Source organism: candidate division KSB1 bacterium (genome assembly GCA_024655945.1).
Lineage (GTDB): Bacteria > Zhuqueibacterota > Zhuqueibacteria > JANLFK01 > Oleimicrobiaceae > Oleimicrobium.
Window position 1 is genome coordinate 81270 of record JANLFK010000009.1, and the last position, 22679, is coordinate 103948.

At 63.0% G+C, this 22679-nt stretch carries 21 protein-coding genes; all 21 read left to right on the forward strand.

Annotation, left to right across the window (positions count from 1 at the left end):
* The first annotated feature begins 306 nt into the window (after positions 1-306).
* Positions 307-1590, forward strand: a complete 1284-nt coding sequence (locus NUW13_11540; protein MCR4439655.1) for a hypothetical protein — start codon at positions 307-309, stop codon at positions 1588-1590.
* 21 nt (positions 1591-1611) lie between these two features.
* Positions 1612-4065, forward strand: a complete 2454-nt coding sequence (locus NUW13_11545) for a PP2C family protein-serine/threonine phosphatase (GenBank protein ID MCR4439656.1) — start codon at positions 1612-1614, stop codon at positions 4063-4065.
* A gap of 315 nt (positions 4066-4380) precedes the next feature.
* Positions 4381-4734, forward strand: coding sequence for an STAS domain-containing protein (locus NUW13_11550; protein MCR4439657.1), 354 nt, complete (start codon positions 4381-4383; stop codon positions 4732-4734).
* A gap of 36 nt (positions 4735-4770) precedes the next feature.
* Positions 4771-5274 (forward strand): ATP-binding protein, encoded by a 504-nt coding sequence (locus tag NUW13_11555; GenBank protein MCR4439658.1) that lies wholly within the window; start codon positions 4771-4773, stop codon positions 5272-5274.
* Positions 5261-7051: a SpoIIE family protein phosphatase gene (locus NUW13_11560; protein ID MCR4439659.1), complete on the forward strand. Its 1791-nt coding sequence runs from the start codon at positions 5261-5263 to the stop codon at positions 7049-7051. Before NUW13_11555 ends, NUW13_11560 begins: the two co-directional genes overlap by 14 nt.
* Before the next feature lie 9 nt (positions 7052-7060).
* On the forward strand, positions 7061-8755 hold the full coding sequence (locus NUW13_11565) for a D-aminoacylase (GenBank protein ID MCR4439660.1): 1695 nt from the start codon (positions 7061-7063) through the stop codon (positions 8753-8755).
* Between the two features lie 32 nt (positions 8756-8787).
* Positions 8788-9441 carry a SatD family protein gene (locus tag NUW13_11570; GenBank protein ID MCR4439661.1) on the forward strand — a complete coding sequence of 218 codons (654 nt, stop codon included), beginning with the start codon at positions 8788-8790 and terminating at the stop codon, positions 9439-9441.
* A 22-nt stretch (positions 9442-9463) separates the two neighbouring features.
* Complete coding sequence (locus NUW13_11575) at positions 9464-9847, forward strand: hypothetical protein (GenBank protein MCR4439662.1); 384 nt, start codon at positions 9464-9466, stop codon at positions 9845-9847.
* Between the two features lie 47 nt (positions 9848-9894).
* Complete coding sequence (locus NUW13_11580; protein ID MCR4439663.1) at positions 9895-10071, forward strand: hypothetical protein; 177 nt, start codon at positions 9895-9897, stop codon at positions 10069-10071.
* A 23-nt stretch (positions 10072-10094) separates the two neighbouring features.
* Positions 10095-11084 (forward strand): mercury methylation corrinoid protein HgcA, encoded by a 990-nt coding sequence (hgcA, locus tag NUW13_11585; GenBank protein MCR4439664.1) that lies wholly within the window; start codon positions 10095-10097, stop codon positions 11082-11084.
* A gap of 26 nt (positions 11085-11110) precedes the next feature.
* On the forward strand, positions 11111-11413 hold the full coding sequence (locus NUW13_11590) for a 4Fe-4S binding protein (protein ID MCR4439665.1): 303 nt from the start codon (positions 11111-11113) through the stop codon (positions 11411-11413).
* 29 nt (positions 11414-11442) lie between these two features.
* On the forward strand, positions 11443-12768 hold the full coding sequence (locus NUW13_11595) for an MFS transporter (protein ID MCR4439666.1): 1326 nt from the start codon (positions 11443-11445) through the stop codon (positions 12766-12768).
* A 218-nt stretch (positions 12769-12986) separates the two neighbouring features.
* Positions 12987-13841: a radical SAM protein gene (locus tag NUW13_11600; protein MCR4439667.1), complete on the forward strand. Its 855-nt coding sequence runs from the start codon at positions 12987-12989 to the stop codon at positions 13839-13841.
* 126 nt (positions 13842-13967) lie between these two features.
* Complete coding sequence (locus NUW13_11605; GenBank protein MCR4439668.1) at positions 13968-14993, forward strand: thiamine pyrophosphate-dependent dehydrogenase E1 component subunit alpha; 1026 nt, start codon at positions 13968-13970, stop codon at positions 14991-14993.
* Entirely contained in the window at positions 14990-16000 is a 1011-nt protein-coding gene (locus tag NUW13_11610) for a pyruvate dehydrogenase (GenBank protein ID MCR4439669.1), read from the forward strand. The genes NUW13_11605 and NUW13_11610 overlap by 4 nt, the downstream gene beginning before the upstream one ends.
* Before the next feature lie 120 nt (positions 16001-16120).
* The gene (locus NUW13_11615; protein MCR4439670.1) at positions 16121-16627 is read left to right on the forward strand and encodes an MGMT family protein; all 507 of its coding nucleotides are present in this window, start codon (positions 16121-16123) and stop codon (positions 16625-16627) included.
* Between the two features lie 38 nt (positions 16628-16665).
* The gene (locus NUW13_11620) at positions 16666-17541 is read left to right on the forward strand and encodes an MBL fold metallo-hydrolase (GenBank protein MCR4439671.1); all 876 of its coding nucleotides are present in this window, start codon (positions 16666-16668) and stop codon (positions 17539-17541) included.
* Positions 17528-18487 carry a DMT family transporter gene (locus tag NUW13_11625; GenBank protein MCR4439672.1) on the forward strand — a complete coding sequence of 320 codons (960 nt, stop codon included), beginning with the start codon at positions 17528-17530 and terminating at the stop codon, positions 18485-18487. Before NUW13_11620 ends, NUW13_11625 begins: the two co-directional genes overlap by 14 nt.
* A gap of 31 nt (positions 18488-18518) precedes the next feature.
* Entirely contained in the window at positions 18519-19349 is an 831-nt protein-coding gene (locus NUW13_11630) for a GAF domain-containing protein (GenBank protein MCR4439673.1), read from the forward strand.
* Positions 19350-19384: 35 nt separating this feature from the next.
* Positions 19385-21079 (forward strand): Type 1 glutamine amidotransferase-like domain-containing protein, encoded by a 1695-nt coding sequence (locus NUW13_11635; GenBank protein MCR4439674.1) that lies wholly within the window; start codon positions 19385-19387, stop codon positions 21077-21079.
* Between the two features lie 28 nt (positions 21080-21107).
* A complete protein-coding gene (locus NUW13_11640; protein ID MCR4439675.1) occupies positions 21108-22667 on the forward strand; it encodes a B12-binding domain-containing radical SAM protein in 1560 nt (519 codons plus the stop codon).
* Positions 22668-22679 lie beyond the last annotated feature (12 nt).

Sequence of the window (22679 nt, forward strand, 5' to 3'; positions counted from 1 at the left end):
GCCCCCACACTGGAAGTCCCGCCCGACGGCGGTCGAACGGAGTGCCGACCGTGATCGCGCAACACTTGCGGTCGGGCCTCCGGGGGAAACCGGAAAGCGGCTTTCTCAGGCAGTGCGCGCCTTTTCCTCGCCAAGCCCCATCCATTTGAGCACGGGGTAGCTCTTGCATGACCTCTCCAAAATGTCCTCGGATTTTCCTTGACTTCCTGCTGATATTTCTTTACCTTTAACCCTGGAAATAGCGTTTCCGGCATGACCACGATGAGAGGAAACAACGGCTCTGCACCTGCGTATGAAGCTGATGTCGTGAAGCCTTGTGCCACAGCACGTTGGGCACTGTGGGCATTGTTAGTGGCTGCCGCACTGCCATTGGGATGTGAGGAGCGCAAGCGGCTCAATCCCTTGGATCCCCTGAACCCTGTCACCAAAGGCAGGCCCACGGGCCTCTCGGTGGTTTCGGAAGGGCACGAGGTGATTCTGAAGTGGGATGCCATGGCTGTGGATCGACTGCTGGGCTATCGCGTCTTTCGCCAAGGGCACGCGGAGAGCACTATGGTGCCTGTGGCGCTTGTCTCCACCTCGCAATACCGTGACGGCGCGCGGCCATTTGGTGTGCATCACGCCTACTGCGTCACAGTGGTGACCGCCGAGTATGAGAGCCCTTGCTCGGAGGCGGTGACCATTACCCCAGGCCCCACTTACTGCTGGGTGGCCAGCGCGTACGACGGCGCCGTGGTGCGCCTCACTCACGACCGACGGCACGAGCTGCTGCGCTACGGCTACATGGCATACCCTTGGATTGTGGAGGCGGACCCCGTCACAGGTAATGCCTGGGTGGTCGATGCCATCTACGGCAGGGTCTCGGAGATTACCACGGCCGGAAATGAGCAGGTGAGGTTGGGCTGGTTCCGGCAACCCAGCGACATAGGCTTAGACTACCGCCGACGGCACCTCTGGGTCCTGGAACAGACGGCTACGGACAGCGCCGTGGTGCACAAGTTCACCACGGAGGGGACTCTGATATTCACGCGTGGAGGACTCGTCGCTCCCTCACGCATGGCCTTGGATGTAGAGACAGGGACCTGTTACATCGCTGATCCCGGGGCACACAAGGTGGTGCGCGTGGCTGCGAACGGGCGAGTGAGCGAGGTGATTGGCGGTCTGGTGTGGCCCACGGGCTTGGCCTGGGACGGCCGTTCCGCCCAGCTCTGGATCGCCGATGGGAGCCAGGTGCTCATGGTCTCCTCCCGCAGCGGAGCCGTCACCCATGCGGAAGGGCCGTTTGTGAAGGCCTACGTCGCCGCGGCTAACGACTCGACAGGCGAGTGTTGGGTTGTGGACCTTGGCGCCCAGGCAGGCCAGGGCCAGGTGGTCCGGCTGCGCAAGGACGGGAGCAGGGTGGCGAGCTACGGGCCTTTTGTCCAGGCTTACGGCGTGGCGGTGAATACCTATGATGCCTGTTGCCTTGTGGCTGACACCGGAGGGGACAGGCTGGTGGAGATTAACCCGGACGGGCACATGGAAGAGCTGCCCGTGCGGGTTGCCAGACCGTGGGATGTGGCGGTGGAGAACCATTATCCCCTTCGCTGAAGGGAGGAGCCGCCGAGTGAGATGATGGAGCGCGCAGAAAAGAAAAGACAACTGCTCATTGATGGGTTGATCGGCGTCGCCGCTCTCCTGGGGCTGAGCGCGCTTCTCCTCTGGCACAGGGACATATTCCCCTGGGGTGGAAGAACGGTGGAGCTCTCCAAGGACGAGGCCGTCAGACTGGCGCAGACGGTGGTTGACGGGTTGGGCATTGACGTCAGCCGGTACCGGCGAAGTGTGTCCTTCCGGGGCGATCAGAGCCAGCTCCGCTACTTGGCAAGGCGCTTTGGGCCTGCGCGCGCCAATCGCTTCGCCAAGGGATGGATCCCGGCCTATCGCTGGCAGGTGGAATGGCACCCGATCGGCAGGGTGGAGCAGGTGGTGCTGGGGATGAGCAGGAGTGCGCCTCCCGAGCAGTTCAGAGAAAGCAGGCCCATCGGCGGCGTGCAGGTGCGTTTGGCAGAAGACGGGCGCCTGCTCTCGTGCCGTGCCCTCTATGCCGACACGGCCCGGGGCGCCTCACTTTCCCAAGGCGAGGCAGAAAGCTTGGCGATGGCCGTGGCAAGACGGCAACTGGGAGCCCAGTTCGAGCAGTTCGATCTGCAATCGGTGGAGCCGCGGCACGCTCAGCGCCGCTTGGACTATCTGTTCCGCTGGGTTGACCGCGACCGGCCCGCGGGCGAGCAAGTGGAGTACTCTGTGGAGATTGCCGGCGACAAGGTGGCCGGCTATGGCTTCGAATACAAAGTGCCCCCCGTGTACGCCGATTCGCCCGGCCTGGTGCGCGCCATCTGGGTGCCCACAGTGCTTTTTTACGTGGGCATGACCGTCCTCGTCCTGTTTGTGCTGATCAAGAAGCTGCGGGCAGATGAGATCACGTTTCGCCCGGGATTAGTGTTCGCCCTTCTGGGTGCAGTTGCCCTATCTACGCGCCTGATGCTCGCTCAGCACGAACAGTGGCTGCTGGAGGTGGTGGTAGTGCTTCTGCTGTCGCTCCCCCTCGTGGCTCCGGTTCTCTTGGTCTTAGTCTCTGTGGCCGACTCGATGGCAAGAGAGGTTTGGCCTGCCAAGCTCCTTTCCTTGGATGCCCTGCGTGCCGGCCGTTTTGCCCATCGCCACTTTGGCTTGGCCATGGCGCGGGGCGTGGCCGTGGGGGCGTTTGCCGCCGGGCTGGGCGTCACCTTGCTTAAAGGGGCCAGTTTGCTGACTTCGTTCCACTTCATCAATATTCCTCTGGTCCACCAGGAGGTGACGGCAGCGGTGCCAGGGCTCTATGCCCTGAGCCACGTTGTGCTGGATGCGCTCTTTGTCACCTTTGCGCTGGTGCTGTTTTTGCCTTCTTTTTTGGTGCGCTCCATCGCCAATCGCGGCCGCGTGGTGCTGGTTGCAGGGGCCGTGTGGATGGGAGGGCTCATCGGCAGCGGCGAGTTTGCGGTCTGGCCTTGCTGGCCTGGGGCGCTGGTCAAGTTAGCCGTTGCGGCGGTCATTCTGGGCACTTTCGTCCGCTTCGATTTCCTGACGGCCGCCATCGGCCATCTTTCCCTTGGGATGCTCATTGAGGGCGCCTCACTGGTGAGCGCGGCGTCTCGCCCGATGTACAACAGTGGCGTAGCCATGCTGGTCGTGGTGGTGGTGGCGGGGGGCATGGGGTTGGCCTTGAGTCGGCGGCAGGGGAGAGAGGCGGAGCTGGCGCAACTGGCGCCCTCGTACGCGCGACGGATGAACGAGCGCTTGCGCTTGCAGCGCGAACTGGAGGTGGCACGACGTGTGCAGCTCAGCTTCTTGCCGCGCGTGGTGCCCCAGATTCCCGGGCTGGAAATAGCAACCACCTGTATTGCCGCAACAGAAGTGGGCGGCGACTACTACGACTTTGTCACCCTCGGGCCGCAGCAACTGGGCGCGGCAATCGGGGATGTCTCTGGCAAGGGGATTTCTGCGGCCTTTTACATGACCCTCACCAAGGGCTTCTTCCGCTCCCAGGCGCGTGCTTTGCAGAGCCCGCGGGAGGTGCTCATTCGTGTCAACGAACTATTTTGCGAGAACGCCGAGCGCGGGCACTTTGTGAGCATGGTGTACGGGATTTTTGACATGAAGCGCCGCGTGTTCCGTTTTGCCCGCGCCGGGCACAATCCCATCGTGCTTGGCCGCGCCCAGGGAGGCCACTACCAGGCCCTGTGCCCGAAGGGGATTGCCCTGGGGCTGACGAACGGCCCACTCTTTGCGCAGGTCATCGACGAGGAGGAAGCGCCGCTGCGCCCCGGCGATTGTTTCGTGTTCTACACCGATGGCTTCACCGAGGCCATGGACCGCCGCAACGAGGAATTTGGCGAACAGCGGCTGTATGCGTTGGTTGCGGAACATGCCGGCAGTTCGCCTCGCCAGCTCGTGCAAGTCATAGAGCGACGCGTGCGCGCTTTTGTGGGCGGTATGCCGCAGCACGACGACATGACCATGGTGGTGGTGCGTGTGGGCTCGTGAGGGGGTAAGGAAGAGCCGGTCAGTGACTGCTCCTTGGGCGGATGTCCTTCTGGTGCCCGCAGAGGATGAAGGGCACGGGGTCGACGAAGGTCACCGCGCCGTACTCCAGGCCTCTGCCAATCAAGGGGCACCTGCCCTGGACAATACGCGGCTCGCGGGCGAGTCGCTGGCGAAGGAGCAGGTCGCCCACGCTGCGCAGATGAGGTTGCTGCCGGCCACCATGCCAAAGGCGCGACGGTCCGACCCTTGTGGTCCCTAGGACGTGCTCAGCTGGCTGCGGCCAGCAAGGTCGTTTCACGCAGGGAGGTATTGCGAATGGAAGGTTTTCAGGTGCGACGCAAGGATGATGGCGCCATCTCGACCCTGTACTTGCAGGGCTATCTGGATGCTCACACAGCGCCGCGATTAGAAGATGCTCTCCAGGAGCTGGTGGACCAGGGGCGCTACAAAATTATCGTCAACTTCAGCGATCTGGCCTATATCAGCAGCGCAGGGCTGGGCGTGTTCATGGGCTTCATCGAGATGATCAGGGCCCATCAGGGAGACATCAAGCTAACGAACATGAGCGACAAGATCTTCCGCGTGTTCGACCTCCTCGGCTTCCCAACGCTGTACGATATCTTCAAGGACGAGAGCGAAGCCCATAGGAAATTCAGCGAGCAGTCTTAGCCGGTCCCCCCGGCCGCTGGCCAGCAGAACAAACCAATGGTGACGACCGTGCAATCTGCAGTGAAAAGATATCGGCTGCGCATCCCCAGCCAGACGGAGAATCTGGAGATTATCCGCAGCTTCGTCGGCCACATTGCGCGACGCGTGGGTTTCGACGACGAGGAGGCCACCAAGATCGAGATGGCCGTAGACGAGGCCTGCTCCAACGTGATCAAACATGCCTACGAACGCGATGCGCGCAAGCCGATCGATATGGTGATCAAGATCGATTATGACAAGCTCACCGTGATAGTGACTGACCACGGCAAGGGCTTCGACCCCGCCTCCATCAAAATGCCGGACATGAAGGAGTACTTAGCCGAGCTCCGCGTCGGCGGCTTGGGCATCTACCTGATGCGCACGCTAATGGACGAAGTTGCCTACGACATCAAACCCGGGGTGCGCAACCAGGTGAAGATGGTCAAGTACTTCGTCAAGCGCGATGCCCCTCGTCCGCGCCAAGTAGGCGCGCAGAAGAAGGTGAAAGGTGGACGCCAGTAAGAACAGAGACATTTCTCCCGCAGTCGACGGCATCGCCCGCCAGTTGGATGAGCGCTTGGTAGAGCTCCAGGCGCTCTTCGAGATGAGCCAGGTTCTCAACTCCTCGCTCAATCTCAAGACCATCCTCGACAACTTACTCTTGACCCCCATGGGGAGGATGATGATCAGCAAGGGGATGGCGCTCCTGTATGACGGCCATGGACGCTGTACCGTGGCGACAGTCAAAGGCATGCCCCGTGAGCTTGTCGGCAAGATCATCGAGACCGAAGTGCCGCCCACAGGGCCCATCTTGGTCGAGGAGAGCGATGCAGGGGAGTTCAGTGCCGCCAGCTTCTTCCGACAGGCGGGCATCCAGCTTTTGGCGCCCATGGTGAGCAGCACGCGCACCACAGGCATGATCTGCTTCGGCCCGAAAATCACCAACGTTTCTTACACGCCTGCAGAGTTGGAGTTCCTTGGCTCGCTTTCCAACATTGCGGCCACGGCAGTGGAGAATGGCCTGATCGTGGAAGAACTGCGCCGCGTGAACCGCGAGTTGGACAAGAAGATCCAGGAGCTCAACACCCTCTTCGACATCGGCAAGGAGCTGAGCACCACCCTGGACAGCGAGAAGATCGTCGCCTTGCTCAGTTATGCGGTCATGGGCGAGCTGGTGGTGAACCGCTGCACGGTTTTCCTGCGTGAAGGGGACAGCATGCACCTGGTGGCCGATCGAGGGGGGCAGCCGGCGGAGCTCACCGTGCACTGCCAGGAAGGAAGCCACTTTCTGCGCGGTCTGTGTGACGCCGAGAAGCCCTTCTTGGTGGAAGAGTGTGACGACGAAGAGATCCGGGGGGTGTTCGGCGAGCTGGGCGTGGCGCTGGTGGCTCCGATGCGCTACAAGGAGCAGACCAGAGGGTTGATCGCAGTGGGGCAAAAGCTCACCGGCCTACCGTTCAGCGACCACGACATCGAATTCCTCACCACCTTAGGCAACTATGCGATGATCTGCCTGGAGAACGCCCGCCTTTTCCAGGAGACGTTGGAGAAGCAGCGGATGGAGGAGGAACTCGCCATCGCTAAGCAGATCCAGCAGCGCCTGCTGCCCACGCATACGCCGGCGCTGCCGGGTTTCGACTTGGCAGGGATGAACATCTCCTCGCGGGAAGTCGGGGGCGACTATTACGACTGGATCGTCTTCGACCAGCGGCATTGTGCTCTGGCCATTGCCGACGTCTCGGGCAAAGGGGCGCCGGCAGCGCTGCTCATGGCCAATCTGCAGGCTTCGCTGCGCGCCCTGGCCGCAGCACACGGCAACGTGGCAGAGATGGTGCGGCGCATCAACAACCTCATCCACGCCAGCACCGATCTGAGCAAGTTCATCACCTTTTTCTACGCCGAATTGGACGTGGAGGAAAAGCGGCTCACCTACTGCAACGCCGGCCACAATCCACCGCTCCTGCTCCGCGCCGATGGAAACGCGGAAACTCTCGAGCAAGGCGGCCTCATCTTGGGAATGATGCGCGATGTTTCCTTCGAGGTAGGGGAAATTATCCTCCAGCCTGGGGATGTGTTGCTGCTGTACACCGACGGGGTGAGCGAGGCCTTGAACGAGGCCGAGGAAGAGTTTGGCGAGGAGCGGCTGGCCGCGGCGCTGCGGGAGTTTCGCGCGTTGCCTGCTGCCGAGATTGTAAGCCGCATGCACGAACGCGTTGGCTCGTTTTGCGGGGAGGTGCCGCAGAGCGATGACCTGACCATGGTCGTGCTGCGCGTCCTTCAGGCAGAAAAGGTGGAGTAGGAGGCCGAAGTGGAACAAGACTATTCGCGCCGTGAATTCTTGCGAACCGCCGCACAGGGCGCAGTGGCTGCAGGCGTCCTGGCTGCGGCAGGTCCCCTGGTGCAGAGCTGCCAGCGAGGGGACTTTGACCTGCTCATCAAAGGTGGCACGCTCTACGACGGACGGGGAGGCCGACCCGTGGTGGCCGACCTTGGTATCCGGGGCGAGCGGATTGTGGCGATCGGCAATCTCGCAGGTTCTTCGGCGCGCACAGTGGTGGAAGCCGCGAACTTGGCGGTGACGCCGGGCTTTATTGACGTGCACAGCCACACCGACGTCGGGCTCCTGGTCAATCCAAAGGCCGAAAGCAAGATCCGCCAGGGGGTGACCACCGAGATCTCCGGCAACTGTGGGGCAAGCCCGTTTCCGCTGCGGGGGCCAGTGGCGGATACCACCCGGGAGGAGATCCGCCAGGAGTTCGAGATCGATCCTGACTGGGAAGATGCCGACGGGTTCTTGGCCAGGCTGGAGCGGCAAAAGATAGCCGTCAACTACCTGACCCTGGTGGGGCACAGCTCGGTGCGCGCCGCAGTGATGGGGCTCGACAATCGACCGCCGACCTCCCAGGAGATGGAGGCAATGCGAAACGAGGTGAGGAAGGCGTTGGAGCAAGGGGCCATCGGTGTAAGCACCGGGCTGGAGTACACGCCGGGTTGCTTTGCCAGCACAGAAGAGATCGCGAACCTCTGCGTGGTGGTGAAGGAATACGGCGGCATTTACGCCACCCACATGCGCAATGAAGATGTACAGGTGGAAGAAGCCCTTGAGGAGGCCATTCAGATTGCTTCGCGGGCGGATGTGCCTCTTGAGCTCTCGCATCTCAAGGCCTGCCAACAACGCAACTGGCACAAGACGCCCCGACTCTTAGAACGGCTGGCGGAGGTGCATGAACACGGTCTGCGCGTGCACTGCGACCGCTATCCGTACACGGCCTACGGCACCACCCTGAAACTGATGTTCCCCATGTGGGCCCGGGCAGGGAGCGATGAGGAGTTTGTCGCGCGCCTCAAAGACGAGGTGCAGTGGCGAAAGATGCGCTCGCACTTGGAGGAGAGGGTGGCCGCCCTGGGCTCGTGGGACAGAGTGCTGATTACCAGGGTGGCGGGAACCCAGCATCAAGCCGCACAGGGCAAAACCGTGGCGCAGCTGGCCGAGGAGCCGCACACGGACCCGTGCGCGGTAGTACGCCAGCTTCTCATCGACGCCGAAGGAAAGGTGGCAATGTGCGGCTTTGCCATGAGCGAGGAGAACACCGAGCGGGTGCTCTCTTTCCCCTTGACTATGGTCGGCTCCGACGGCGAGGCGGTCGCTCCCTACGGAGTTCGGGGTAGGGGCAATCCCCACCCACGCTTCTACGGGACTTTTCCCAGATATTTTGGCTACTACGTGCGCGAGCGCAAGATTCTGCCGCTGGCAGAGGCTATCCGGCGGGTGACGTCCCTGCCGGCGCAGGTTTTCGGCCTGCCGGAGCGCGGGGTGCTGGCAAAGGGAGCTTTTGCCGACATCGTGGTCTTTGACCCGCAGACAATTCTTGATCGGGCGACCTTCACGGACCCCCACCAATACCCGGTGGGCATCCACCACGTCGTCGTCAATGGACGCCTGGTCATCCGCGAAGGAGAACATACCGGCTGCTTACCTGGACGGGTACTGCGCCGTGCTTGAGTGGGGTCATGGCAAAGAGTCCGGAGGAAGCAATGGAGCACTGTGTGATCATCGGCGACGTGCAAAAGTCGCGACAGCTGGAGAATTGGCCAGAGGTTTTTGGCAAGCTCACCACAGTTCTGGCGGACGTGAACAGGCATTTCGCCGCCCACGTGCTGCTGCCGTTTCGCACCACGGTGGGCGACGAGTTCCAGGGGGCACTGCGCGACGCCTCGCAAGCCTACGCGGTCTGCCTGTACCTGCGCGTGCATGCGCCCATCCCGCTCTATTGTGGCGTGGGCATCGGTGAGGTGGAAAGGCTGGCCGACGACGAGGCCGGAATGCGCGGCACCGCCTTCTACCGCGCCAGAGATGCCCTCAACACCTGCAAGCGCCAGCAACGGAACATCCTGCTCAAGGCAGACGACCGCGCCTCCGACGGCGTGCTGGCCATCAATGCCCTGCTGTGGCTCATCCAGGCACTCGAGGAACGATGGACCATCCGCCAGAGGGAGATGGCTCGCTTCTATCGCACGCAGCCAGAGCTGACCTACGAAGAGGTGGGCAGGCATTTTGGGGTCTCAAAGCAGGCGGTCTCCCAAGTGCTGCGCGGGGCAAAATGGGACGCCCTGCTGGAAGGGGAACGCATCGCGGGGACGTTGCTCTCCCGCCTGGCGGCTCGTCAAGCTGCAGGCCTTGATTTTTGAAAGTAAAGTGCTGAGACTTGACATGTCCCTGCCGCGTGTTCTCACCCAAGGGGCGGTCTGCGCCCTGGGCTACCTGGTGGCCATCTATGTCGGGCACTACGTGGTGGTCGCCGTCTTGGGAAGGTTGCAGATTGCGGCGCGCGGGGGAGTGCCGGGCGCCGGGGCGCTCATTGGCGCACTGGAAAGGGCCTTGACGGTCACCTTCGTCCTCCTCGGCCAGTACACAGCGCTGGGACTGGTGCTGACCGCCAAGTCGATTACCAGGTTCGAGAAGCTGAAGAACCGCAAGTTCGCGGAATACTATCTGGTCGGCACCCTGGCCAGCATGCTCTGGGCGATCCTGGTCGGTTTGGCCACCCACTGGGCGTGTTTCGCGGGCGTGGATCTGATTCCCGGCCTGCGGTGAGGGAAGGGACTCGGCTGATCTTCCCTGGAGGGTGCCGGCATGCCCATATGCGACAGCCGACGGGCGCAGGCTCACACGGCTGCCACCATGGCCAGGAGCGAAGGCATGCGCCTGGGTACAACGGCCTGCTCGACGGACTGGGGCAGAGCGTGGCCGCAGCTTTTCACAACCAGTACGACCGAGGGGACCAGCGGGGCGAGGGTGCGAGCAACTTGGACTATTGAAACTGAGAGAAGAGGTTGCAACCGTGTCTGAGAAGAGCCTCATCCGCCGGACCACAAGCACCATCACCTGGGCCAACCGCCCTGATCACTTTCTTGCGCGCTGGGGAGTGCGGCGGCACCGGCATCGCGTGGAGCCGGGGTTGTATGCGCTGAGTACGCCAACTCCCCGCTCGCCCGTGCTGGTGACGGCCAACTATACGCTCAGTTTTGATGCGCTGCGTGCCGCCCTGCGAGGCAGGGACGCGTATATTCTCGTAGTGGACACCGACGGGATCAACGTGTGGTGCGCGGCGGGCAAGGGGACCTTCGGCACTGAGGAATTGGTGCGACGTATGGCGGCGGTGAGTCTGGCCGAGGTGGTGTGCCACCGGCGGCTCATCTTGCCGCAACTGGCCGCCAGTGGCGTGGCGGCGCACGAGGTAACGGCGCGCACCGGTTTCGTGGTAGACTTTGGGCCGGTGGGGGCGGCAGATCTTCCCGCCTACTTGGACGCAGGGGTGGCTACACCCGAGATGCGGCGGGTGAGGTTCACTATCGCCGATCGCGCGGTGCTCATACCGGTGGAGCTCGTGCACTGTCTGCTGCCCATGTTAGCGGCAGCCACGGTGCTGTGGCTGACAGGAGGCTGGCTGGTGGCTCTGGCGGCACCGGCCTCTGTGGTGGCCGGTACGGTGCTCTTTCCGCTGTTGCTGCCGTGGCTGCCCACGCCTAACTTTAGCACCAAGGGCTTCCTTTTGGGGATACTCGCCTGGCTGCCACTCGCTGCTGGGCTGATGCGGGATTTGCGCATGTCGGGGCAAGTGGCGGTGCATCTTGCATGGCTGGTCATCACCGGATTGGGCATGGCGGCAGTGACCGCCTTCTTGGCCCTCAACTTCACGGGGGCCACGCCTATTACCTCCAGGACAGGCGTGGAGCGAGAGATATTTCGCTACGTGCCGATAATGGCGGCCATGGCGCTTCTGGCGGTCGTAGGAGCATTGGCAATGGGGGTGATCCGCCTCTTGTCATAACGGAAGGCGCATGACCTGGAGAGAACATGTTCGACAGCGTCTACACTTCTACCACCTTGCATTACGAGCCCGCGCTGTGCACTGGCTGCGGGTTGTGCAGCATCGTGTGCCCGCACGGGGTGTTCGCCCAGGGAGAGCAGATTGCAGAGCTGCGCCACCCCGAACGCTGCATTGAGTGTGGGGCGTGCTATCGGAATTGCGCCCTTGGGGCGATCAGCGTGCGTGCGGGCGTGGGGTGTGCAGCAGCGCTGATGTTGGACGCCTTGCGGGGCAGGAAGAGCAATTCCTGTAGCTGCGACGGGCAGCCTCTGTGCTGCTGTCCGTCCTGATCGGACCGCTACGCATGGAACCAGACCACGTGACAAAAGGCCCTGCAGGGGCAGGAAGCAATCTTCGCTTCATGTTGCGCGCGCTGCGGCATCGCAACTTCCGGCTGTACTTCGCCGGGCAGGGTGTTTCGCTCATCGGTACCTGGATCCAGCAGACGGCCATGGGCTGGTTGGTCTACCGACTCACCAACTCGCCTTTCCTGTTGGGGGTCGTCGGGTTCACCGGCATGGCGCCGGCACTCCTTTTCACTCCCTGGGCAGGGGTACTGGCCGACCGTTTTGACCGGCGGAAATTGCTGATCCTGACGCAACTTTTGGCGATGGTGCAGGCGTTAGCCCTGGGCGTCTTGGCCCTCACGGGAGTGGTGGCTTTTTGGCAGATTGTGCCGCTGAGCCTTTTTGTCGGCATCGTGAATGCCTTGGACGCGCCCACGCGCCAGGCCTTTGTCTTGGACCTTGTGGAGCGCCGGGAGGACTTGGCAAACGCCATTGCGCTGAATTCCTCCATGTTCAATGGCGCGCGCCTCATCGGGCCGTCCATAGCGGGACTGCTCATCGCGGCCACCGGCGAGGGCCTCTGTTTTGTCATCAATGGGCTGAGTTTCTTGGCGGTGGTGGTGGCGCTGCTGGCCATGCGCGTGCGGCCGGGGCGGAGGGCGCCGCGAGGTGAGTCCATCCTGCGCGGGTTGGTGGATGGCGTGCGCTATGCTGCGCGCACAGAGCCCATTCGCGCGATTGTGCTCTACCTGAGCATCGTGAGCCTTGTGGGGATGCCGTATCCGGTGTTGCTCCCGATTTTTGCCCGCGACGTTCTCCACGGGGGTCCGCACACGCTGGGGTTTCTCATGGGCTCTGCCGGCATCGGGGCGTTGCTCGGCGCCCTGACGCTTGCCGGGCGCAAGACCGTCGTGGGGTTGGGTCGATGGATCGTGCGCGCCACCTGCGCGTTCGGAGCAGGCCTGGTGGGGGTGGCTCTGTCGCGCATGGCCTGGCTGTCCTATGGACTGATGGTGGTCGCCGGCTTTGGCATGATGGTAACCATGGCCTCCTGCAACACCATGATACAGACCATCGCCGACGATGACAAGCGCGGCAGGGTGATGAGCCTCTACACCATGGCCTTCATGGGGATGGTGCCGCTGGGCAGTCTGCTGGCCGGCGCAGTCGCCAGCCGTTTGGGAGCACCGACCACTCTTGCCGCCGGTGGCGGCTGCTGCATTCTGTTGGCCATAGCCTCGCACTCGCACCTCCCCCGCCTGCGCAAGGTCATACAGCCCATCTACATCAGGTTGGGGCTGGACGCGCAGGTATCCGCGCTTGTGCCCACAGGAGGCCGTCCTGTCGAAGGGAGGTGAGCATTGTGCTTTCGCGAAGGGGATTCCTCGCCACATGTGCCGCGTTCTGTATGGCGAGGCTGGGAAAGCTTGGCGGGCCGGCTCTCGCCATGTTCATGCCAGGTGGGTGCCGGAACCGTGGCAGCAGTGAGCGCGGCTCAGAGGAATGGCGGCCTGCTTACCTGCAGCTTCATCGCAGTGGGGAACTGGCTGCCCGCGCGGAGAGGCTGTGGCAAATCATGCGCAGCTGCCGCCTCTGCCCGCGCCAGTGCGGGCTCAACCGGCTGGAAGGCGAACGCGGCTTTTGCCGGGCATCTGCCGAGTTGCAGATAGCCTCCTTCCATCCCCATTTCGGAGAGGAGCGGCCGCTCGTCGGCAAGGGCGGTTCCGGTACCATCTTCTTCAGCAACTGTGGCCTGCGCTGCGTGTTCTGCATCAACTGGCAGATTAGCCAGGAAGGGGAGGGCGAGGTCAGGCAGATCAATGAACTGGCGAAGATGATGCTGCGGCTGCAAGAAATGGGGTGCCACAACATCAACGTGGTCACCCCCACCCACTATGCAGCGCACATCCTCAAGGCGCTGGACATCGCCGCGGCGCAAGGTCTGCGCTTGCCCCTGCTATACAACACGTGCGGCTGGGAGCGGGTAGAGATTTTGCGGCAACTGGACGGCATCGTGGATATCTACCTGCCGGACTTTAAGTACGCCAGCGGCAAGATGGCAGCCAAGTACTCCAGTGGCGCAGAAAGCTACCCTGAGGTGACCAAGGCAGCGCTCTTGGAGATGCACCGCCAGGTGGGCGTGGCCCGACCGGGCCCGGATGGACTGATCCGCCGTGGCTTGATGATCCGCCACCTGGTGATGCCCAATCGCGTCGCCGGCACCAAGGAAGTGGTGGAGTGGATCGCTGCTCATCTGCCCAAGGATACCTATGTGAACATCATGTCGCAGTATCGGCCCATGTACAAGGCCTTTTCCTACCCGGAGATTGCCCGGCGCCTCACCGTCGAGGAGTACCGAGAGGCGGTCGCGTGGACCCGGGAGGCGGGACTGACCAATCTCGACATCCAGGGTCTGGCAGGGCTACAGTGATGAGACCGCCACAGCGAGATCTTGTTGCCCGCCAGGAACCAGGCTCTTCTACCCCGGGACGCAAGCGCGTAGCCGCGCGCCTCTCATGGGCAAGTCAGGCACCCGGGGAACCTTGGCAAGGAGGCCATGATGGCCGCTGACCTCTGGTTTCTTTACCGGCAGATGCTGCGCAGCAGGCGCTTCGAGGAGGAGGTCAAGCGCCTGTGGGAGCAGGGCAGAATCTCCGGCGAGATGCATCTCGGCATCGGCGAAGAGGGCGTGGCCGCGGGCGTGGTCACTCACTTGCGCGAGGGGGACGCCATGGCCCTGGACCACCGTGGCACGCCGCCCCTGGTGGTGCGGGGTGTTGACCTGGTTGACCTTCTCCGGGAGATGCTCGGTGACTGCCGAGGACTATGTGCGGGCAGAGGAGGGCACATGCACCTCTTCTCGCCGGAACACCTTGCCGCCAGCACAGGCATTGTGGGGGCCGGTGCTCCTCTGGCCGTGGGCTTTGCCTTGGCTGCGCAGCTCCTTCGGCCGGAGCGGGTGGCCGTGGCCTTCTTCGGCGATGGGGCGATGAACCAGGGGATGTTGCTGGAGTCGCTTAACCTTGCGGTGGTGTGGCAACTCCCCGTGCTCTTTGTCTGCAAGCATAACGCCTGGGCCATCACCACCAAGAGCGATACGGTGACCGGTGGCGACTTGGTGCAGCGGGTACAAGGATTTGGCATGCCGGTCGCCACCGTCGATGGCACGGAGGTGGAGGCGGTCTGGGAGGCTGCAGGACAGGCCATCGCGCAGGCACGGCGCGGGGACGGTCCATGGTTCCTCCTGGCCACCTGCTCCCGACTGGAAGGTCACCTGCTGGGAGCGGGGCTGCACGACCCGGCACGATTGCTCCACATGGCCTCACCAACGCTGCGCGCCATCACAGGGCGCAAAGGCACTGGCGCAGGCGAACGGGCGACGGCGCTCGCCACCCTGTTGGGAATCGTGGCCAAGGCGGCCGCCCCGCGGGCTCAGCATCGGCGTGACCCTGTGGCAAAGACCAGGGCGAAGCTTGCGGGTGACCCGCAACGCTTGCGCGCGCTGGAGGAAGAAGTGCAGAAGGAGATCAAGTACGCGGTTGCTCTCGCCGTCGGGGATGGTGGGGGGAGCGGGCAGCGATGAGCACCATCGCTTTTTCCGAAGCCATAGATGCCGCGCTGGCGCAGGCGATGGCCGAGGACGAGAGGATCGTGCTCATAGGCGAGGATGTGCATAGCATCCACCTCGAGCTCTACGTGCGCTTCGGTGAGCGGCGTGTGCGGCCCACGCCCATCAGTGAGGCGGCTTTTGTGGGAGCAGCCGTCGGCGCGGCTATGGCCGGCCTGCGTCCGGTGGTGGAGGTGATGCTCGTGGACTTTGTCACCGTGGCGGCAGATGCATTGGTCAACCACGCGGCAAAGATCGAGGCCATGTCGGGCGGCAGGTGGCCCGTGCCGCTGGTGGTACGTGCTACCTGCGGCGGAGGCTACGGCGACGGCGGCCAACACGAGCAGAGCCTGTGGGGGTGGCTTGCCCACATTCCGGAGTTGGCGGTGGTCGTGCCTTCCAATCCCTTGGACGCCGGCAGTCTCATGCTTGGCGCTCTGGCCTATGGCAGACCCGTGGTGTTTCTCGAGCACAAGATGCTCTCGAAGAGGTGGCTGGACTTTTTGGGAGGTGGAGGCCGGGTGACGGTGCACTTCGAGGTGCCCAAGGCTGGGGCGGAGGCGCGAGGCCCGAGGCGATGGAAACCCCTGGAACCGGGCAAAGCTGCAGTGCTGCGCGAAGGAAAGGACCTCACCATTGTCAGCGTTGGCCTTGGTGTGCATCAAGCCTTGCAGGCTGCCGCGGCCCTCGCGGAGCAAGGAGTTGCGGCAGGCGTGGTGGACCTGAGGTGCGTTCGTCCCCTCGATCGCGAAACGGTTTGTCGCCAGCTGCAGCACATCGGCAGGCTGCTGGTGGTGGACGAAGACTACAAGGAGTTCGGTCTTTCTGGCGAACTGGCAGCCACCGCTCTGGAGGCAGGGCTTGCAGTACGATTTGCCCGCGTGTGTACCGAGGAGACCATCCCCTATGCGCGGGCGCTCGAGGCCCAGACGTTGCCCTCTGCGGAGCGGATCATGGCGGCAGCGGAAAAGCTTTTGTCCTGAGCGATGCAGCTGCGGCGACCAGTCTGTTCAGGCTTCGGCGATGTGGCAGAGGTAGAAAGAAAAGGATCGATGCAGGAATTTGCGCACACGCTGGTGACGACGAAAATGGGCACCGTGGCCATGGTCTGGCAGGAGACTGCAGCGGGACCGCAGGTGCTCAGAATCTTTTTGCCTCAGGAGGAACGTGCGGCCCGGCAGGCCGTGTCGGCCACCTATCCCGGCGCCGAGCACAGACATTGTGCGCAGGTCGATGAGCTGGGCAGTGCTCTGCAACGTTTCCTTCGCGGCGAAGAGATTCGGCTCCCGCTGGGGCTGCTGGCCTTGGACCACTGTTCCCCGTTTCAGAAAAGCGTACTCCTTGCCGACTGGCAGATTCCCCGCGGCTGGGTGAGCACCTACGGCGCCATCGCCCGTCGGGTGGGGCGCCCTGGGGCAGCGCGCGCGGTGGGAAGAGCCTTGGCGTGCAACCGGTTCCCGCTGGTCATCCCCTGCCACCGGGTGGTTGCTTCGGACCGGACCTTGGGTGGATTCCAAGGCGGGCTGGCTATCAAACGAGCGTTGCTGGAGCTGGAAGGGGTGCCCTTTGACGGCAATGGCCGGGTGCTTGCTCAGCGTGTCTATCGATAGTCTGGGCTGCTTTGGCATCGCGATGAGGAGTAGAGAGGATGAAGATCCGCTGTTGGGGCGCACGAGGGTCGATCCCCGTATCAGGGAGTGAATACTTGCGCTTCGGGGGGAGCACCACCTGTTTGGAAATTCAGACGGCAGACGGCCAGACGGTCATCGTGGATGCTGGTTCAGGCATCCGCCGCCTTGGCCACCAGCTCTTGGCGCGCGGCGAGAAGAGCTACCGCCTGCTCCTTACCCATGTCCATCTTGACCACGTGCTGGGTCTGCCCTTTTTCCGTCCCGTGTACGACGAGGAGGCAACCCTGCAGGTCTACGGCTGCCCCTTTGAGCGGAGTTCGATGCAAGAGTTGCTTGCGGACACCTTACGCGCCCCGACCTTTCCCGTGGACCTCAGCATGTTCAAGGCGCACCTGTCCTTCCACAGCGTGGACACCCAGCCTTTCCTGATCGGCTCAATGCGGGTGAGCCCCATCTACTTGAGCCACCCGAACATGGGCGTGGGCTACAAGTTCGAGGAAGAAGGGCGAGTGCTGGTCTTTTTGACCGACAATGAGCTTGCGCATCGCCACCCGGGCGGCCTTGATTTCGACGCGTACGTCCAAGCCTGCGTGGGTGCGGACCTGCTCATCCACGATGCCGAGTTCACGCCGGAGGAGTACGCGCACCGGAGCAAGTGGGGACACTCGGCCTTCACCGACGCGCTGCGCCTGGCCATGGAAGCCAAGGCCAAAGCCTTTGGGCTCTTTCACCACAACCAGGACCGGACCGATCACACCCTGGAGCAGATAGTGGAGGAGTGTCGCCGCATTGTTCGGGATGTGGAACCACAGCTATCGTGCTTTGCGGTGTCCGAGGGGATGGAGATGGCGCTGCCTCCATCTAACGGAGTCTCTGTGAATGGTAGCTCATGAGCCTGTGCCCAAGTCCTGGCCGCGCGTGGCACTGCTTGCCTTGGGCGCATGCATGCTCTGGTCCACGGCCTTTGTTGGGGTGAAGTACGGTCTGGGTTTCGTGCGTCCCCTGTCGTTCGCGGGCATGCGCTTTTTGCTCTCCGGGCCGCTTCTGCTGCCGTTGGTCAAAGGACATGCGCGGGCCTTGGCCGAGCTGCGCCGGGGCCTGCGCACGGTGCTCTTGGTGACGCTCTTCCAGTCGGTGTTGCTCTATGCCTCGTTCTTCGTGGGCATGACGCTGGTATCAGGGGCGCTGGGGGCCATCGTGGTGGGCTCTTCGCCATTGGTGGCGGCGGTGGTTGCCCACTTTGCCATGGACAACGACGAGATGACGCTCCCCAAAGCAGCGGCTATCACCGGCGGGATGACCGGCATTTGCATCATCAGCCTGAGTCGCCAACCGTGGACTGCGGCCGGGTTGTGGGAGCTGCTTGGTGTCGTATTGCTGCTGCTCGGGGCTGTTTTCTCCGCGGTGGGCAACGTGCTAGTGGCCCGTGACAGGCGCAGCGTACACCCGGTGGCGCTGAGCGCGGCGCACTTTCTGCTCGGTGGTGCGGTGCTGTTGGCCGTGTCGCTTCCCATCGAGGGCCCGCCTCGGCTGGCTCTGCCGTGGCCATTCTGGGGCACCTTGCTCTGGTTGGCCCTGCTCTCTGCGGTGGCTTTCTCGGTCTGGTTTTCGCTGCTCACCATGCCCGGGGCGAAGGTGTCGGAGCTGAACCTGTGGAAGTTCGTCATTCCGGTGTTTGGTGCGCTGTTCAGCTGGTTGTTGCTGCCCGAGGAGAAGCCAGAGCTGCTCACGGTGCTGGGCATGCTTTGCGTGGCCTCCTCAGTTCTGGGTTATGGGCTAAAGGTGGCGCGGCGAGGGTCCGTCCAGCTGATTACAAGCCCGCCACCACCGGCCGGATGACGGGCGAATGGAAATATCGAGGAGTACTCTTATGCCGGAGGATCCAATTGCCCGTTTCCAACAGGAGAGGCAACTGCTCAACGATATCGTCATGAAATACGCTGGCCTGGCTACGAGGCGTTTCTTCAGCCTGGATGGGCAGGTCTATCGCCCAGGCAGGCTGCCCGGGCGGATGAAGGAACTCATGGGACTGGTTGCTTCCCTGGTGCTGCGCTGTGACGATTGTGTGACCTACCATCTCATCCGTTGCTACGAGGAGCAGGTGAGCAGCGAGGAAGTGGAGGAGGCATTGGCCATCGGCCTGGTGGTGGGCGGTTCGATTACCATTCCCCACCTGCGGCGGGCCATGCGCTACTGGGACGAGCTGCAGCAACGAACGTCAAGCACCGGGGCGACCCCGCTGCCGCAGAACCTGGCAGCCCTGCTCCGCACCGTTGCCACCATCGTCGAGTGGCCGGGGGAGAGGAGGCGAAAACTGCAGGCCATATCCAACCTCCTCAAAAACCAGGTGGAACACTACGACTGGGTGGGATTCTACCTGGTGGAAGAGGAACCTGGCCTCTTGGTGCTCGGACCGTTCGCCGGTGCGCCCACCGAGCATGTGCGCATCCCCTTTGGCAAAGGGGTATGTGGACGGGCGGCGGCCGAACAGAAGACCGTGGTGGTGCAAGATGTGGCCAAGGAGCAGAACTATTTGGCCTGCAGCGTCCATGTCAAGTCGGAAATCGTGGTGCCACTATTGAAGAACGGGCAGGTCCTTGGCGAGTTGGACATCGATTCGCACAAGTTGGCTGCATTCGACGAGCACGATCGGCGCTTTCTGGAGGCAGTGGCCGAGCTCGTCGTCCAGGCGTGGGACTGAGAATTGGAGGCTATGTGCGGAGGATCTTTTGGCCAATGACACGCGCGAGCAAGCGTCGTTGCTGCCGCTTGCCTTGCGTCCTCTGTTTGGGGCAACTCGTGGGGGTGGCCATGGCGCTTTTCAGCTGGCAGGCCCCGGCCTGCGCTCAAGGGGCGCTCTTGCTGATGGGTGGTGGCGACGATCGGGGTGCGTGGGCCTACCCAGTCTTTCGTTGGTTTGTCCAGCAGGCCGACTCCGGCAAGATCATCAACATCGACGTGGACGAAACTGCTGCCAGCTACGCGGCCACTTTCAAAGCGTGGGGCGCGGCCGCCAGTAGCCACCCCTTGCAAATCGCCACGCGCGCCAGCGCCAACGACTCCACCACTTACCGCGAGCTGGTCTCTGCCTCAGGCATCTTCATCGAAGGGGGCGACCAGTGGGACTATGTCTCTACCTGGAGGGGAACCCTGGTGGAGAAGGCTATCGAGGAGGTCTTTGCGCGCGGTGGCGTTATAGGTGGGACCAGCGCCGGGCTGGCAGTCTTGGGCGAGGTGGTGTTCGACGCCGCCTATGGCACCGCCTATCCCGAGTATGCGGCCTACAACCCCTACTATTCGCGCATTCACTTCACCGATGACTTTCTGGACATTTTGCCGGGCGTGCTCACCGATTCGCACTTTCAGACTCGCGCCCGCCTCGGGCGGCTGGTCCCTATGCTGGCACGGCGCATCCAGGATTACGCCCAACCTTGCTTGACGGCCATAGGGGTGGACGAGAGCACGGCGCTGTGCATCAATCCAGACCTCACCGCGGTGGCCTACGGGGTGGGCTCGGTGACGATTCTTTACCGCAGCGGGAATTCGCGCATTGTGTGCGAGCCGAACCGGCCGGTGACGTTCACCGACATCCATTTCGACCAGCTCATTTGGGGAGCCGTCTACGACCTGCGCACCCGCACCCTCATTGACCCAGGCCCGTATCTGCGTCCGTTGCCCGCTCCGGCGCAACCCGGTGTCTTTACGCCCCTGCTCCTGTACGGCGGGGCCGACAGCACTGCCGAAATGGGGGAGGTGGTGATCACCAATCTCACCAGCGGCCAGAACAACGCTTTCTACGGACGCCTTGGGCAACGACCTGGTCGAGGACTGGTGCCGCAGGCGGTGCTTGTCCCCAAGGTGTGGAACAACCGCACTTTTGCCCCGAACCGTATCGTTGGCGGCCAGTGGGGTGTGGCAACCAACCCGGGGTATACCGCCCTTTACCTGGGCGACAATAGCACGTGCACCATGGACGCAAGCGGCACTGTGACAGTGGATGTGTTGGCCTATGTGTTGGACACCTCGACCGCCACGCATACTGGCGTGCCAGCCGGGACCAATGTGCCAGGCATCGTGGGGGCGCGGCTCCACTTTTTGGCCAGTGGCGACCGCTACGATTTGGCCCGACATGAGGTGGTGACAGCGGTGGGAGCCAAGTTGGCACCTCTCCCGCAGACGCACCTGCTGGTGCACAACTTCCCGAATCCCTTTTTCGGGAAGACGTGTTTCTCGTACTACCTGCCGGCCCCGGGGGAAGTGACACTGGAGATGTTCAACGTCCGTGGGCAACAGGTCGGCCAGATCCATGGTCAGTGGCAGGAGCCAGGTTGGCACACGACGGAGTGGCAGACCTCTCTGCCGCGTGGTCTCTATTTGTATCGCCTTATCACCCAGGCGGGATGCGCCATGGGCAGGTGTGTCGTGAGATAAGGTACTTCGCCAGTTATACTGCGGAACAATGGTGCGACGACGGTTGCACATACTGCTGGTCAATCCGTGGATCCACGATTTTGCCGCCTATGACTTTTGGGCAAGGCCGTTGGGTCTGCTTTATGTGGGAAGCGTGCTGCGGGACGCCGGTTGCACACTCTCGCTGGTCGACTGCATGGACCGCCGGCATCCGGCGGTGGCGGTAGCAGTGGGTCCTCTGCGCGAGCGGGGCGATGGCACTGGCAAGTTCTTCCGCCAACCGATCGCCAAGCCTGCGGTGGTGCGACATGTGCCGCGGGTTTTCTGTCGTTGCGGCATGCCCGTGCAGGTCTTTGCCCGCCAGCTCAGGGGGCTGGCCAGGCCCAATGCCATTCTGGTGACCTCCGGGATGACCTACTGGTACACTGGCCTTGCCGAAACGGTGAGCATCCTCCGCGAGGCCTTCCCGGGTGTGCCGGTGGTGGTTGGCGGGATCTACGCCTCGCTCTGTCCGGAACACGCACAGCAGACTCTGGCACCGGAGGCGCTGGTGCAAGGCCCCGGCGAGAACGCGGTGGTGCAGGTGGTCAATCGTCTTTGCGCTGCCGAGCTTCCGGAGGCCCGCTACGGAGGCCTTGATGAGCTGCCATATCCTGCTTACGACCTTTACCCAGAGCTGGAGGCGGTAGCGGTTCTTACTTCGCGGGGCTGTCCCTATCGCTGCAGCTTCTGTGCGTCGGCTCTGTTGACGGAAGGCTTTGCCCAGCGAATGCCGGAGGCGGTCGTCGATGAGATTGCGCATTGGGTGGGCCGGGGCGCCCGACACATTGCCTTTTACGACGATGCCCTGTTCCTGCGCGCCGATGAGCACATCAAGCCGCTATTGGAGCTGGTGCTTCGCCGCGGAGTGAAGGCGCAGTTTCACACGCCCAACGGCGTACAGCCCAGGGCTGTGGACCGGGAACTGGCCAGGCTGCTCCGACAGGCCGGCTTTGCCACGCTGCGCTTGAGCTTCGAGACGGTGAATGAGGCCAGGCAGAAGGACATGAGCGGCAAGGTCAGCGGCGAGGACCTGGCCCGCGCGCTGGATGCTTTGGCCCAGGCAGGGTTCCGGCGCCGGGACATCGGCGTCTACCTGCTCATGGGTTTGCCGGGACAAAAGGCCGAAGAGGTGGTGGAGAGCATTCTGTTTGTGGCGCGGCTTGGCGCCAGGGTGTGCCTGGCTTGTTTTTCGCCCATACCTGGCACGCCTGAGTGGCAGCGCGCGGTGACAAGTGGAGCCCTCGCACCTGAGGTAGACCCCCTGCTGTGTAACGAGTCAGTCTATCCCCTGAGTGGCGACCAGCGAGACTACTGGTCTTTTGTCCGTTTGCGCAACCTTGCCACCGCGGTGAACAGGGTTGTTGCGGCAGGAGGATCGATCATCGCCCTTCCGGCCAAGGAAGCAATTCTGCATGAGATCGTGCGTCCACGCTTGAGGAGCATGGAGGCGTTTTTCCGCAGCCGCTTCTCTGCCGGCGCCACGCCTTGCCTGCAGGGAGAGGTAGCGCAACGTCCGTGTGGAACAACAGGAGAGGAGAGGAAAAAGTGCGCACCTATTGGGCAGTAATCGTTGCACTCG

Excerpts from the sequence above, each read along its gene's own strand:
- NUW13_11570 (MCR4439661.1), top strand. The coding sequence starts at position 8,788 with ATGGAGCACTGTGTGATCATCGGCGACGTGCAAAAGTCGCGACAGCTG.
- NUW13_11630 (MCR4439673.1), top strand. The coding sequence starts at position 18,519 with ATGCCGGAGGATCCAATTGCCCGTTTCCAACAGGAGAGGCAACTGCTC.
- NUW13_11605 (MCR4439668.1), top strand. The coding sequence starts at position 13,968 with ATGATGGCCGCTGACCTCTGGTTTCTTTACCGGCAGATGCTGCGCAGC.
- NUW13_11550 (MCR4439657.1), top strand. The coding sequence starts at position 4,381 with ATGGAAGGTTTTCAGGTGCGACGCAAGGATGATGGCGCCATCTCGACC.
- NUW13_11620 (MCR4439671.1), top strand. The coding sequence starts at position 16,666 with ATGAAGATCCGCTGTTGGGGCGCACGAGGGTCGATCCCCGTATCAGGG.
- NUW13_11590 (MCR4439665.1), top strand. The coding sequence starts at position 11,111 with ATGTTCGACAGCGTCTACACTTCTACCACCTTGCATTACGAGCCCGCG.
- NUW13_11610 (MCR4439669.1), top strand. The coding sequence starts at position 14,990 with ATGAGCACCATCGCTTTTTCCGAAGCCATAGATGCCGCGCTGGCGCAG.
- NUW13_11580 (MCR4439663.1), top strand. The coding sequence starts at position 9,895 with ATGCGACAGCCGACGGGCGCAGGCTCACACGGCTGCCACCATGGCCAG.
- NUW13_11640 (MCR4439675.1), top strand. The coding sequence starts at position 21,108 with ATGGTGCGACGACGGTTGCACATACTGCTGGTCAATCCGTGGATCCAC.
- NUW13_11625 (MCR4439672.1), top strand. The coding sequence starts at position 17,528 with ATGGTAGCTCATGAGCCTGTGCCCAAGTCCTGGCCGCGCGTGGCACTG.
- NUW13_11575 (MCR4439662.1), top strand. The coding sequence starts at position 9,464 with ATGTCCCTGCCGCGTGTTCTCACCCAAGGGGCGGTCTGCGCCCTGGGC.
- NUW13_11635 (MCR4439674.1), top strand. The coding sequence starts at position 19,385 with ATGACACGCGCGAGCAAGCGTCGTTGCTGCCGCTTGCCTTGCGTCCTC.
- NUW13_11555 (MCR4439658.1), top strand. The coding sequence starts at position 4,771 with ATGGTGACGACCGTGCAATCTGCAGTGAAAAGATATCGGCTGCGCATC.
- NUW13_11545 (MCR4439656.1), top strand. The coding sequence starts at position 1,612 with ATGATGGAGCGCGCAGAAAAGAAAAGACAACTGCTCATTGATGGGTTG.
- NUW13_11615 (MCR4439670.1), top strand. The coding sequence starts at position 16,121 with ATGGTCTGGCAGGAGACTGCAGCGGGACCGCAGGTGCTCAGAATCTTT.
- NUW13_11600 (MCR4439667.1), top strand. The coding sequence starts at position 12,987 with ATGCGCAGCTGCCGCCTCTGCCCGCGCCAGTGCGGGCTCAACCGGCTG.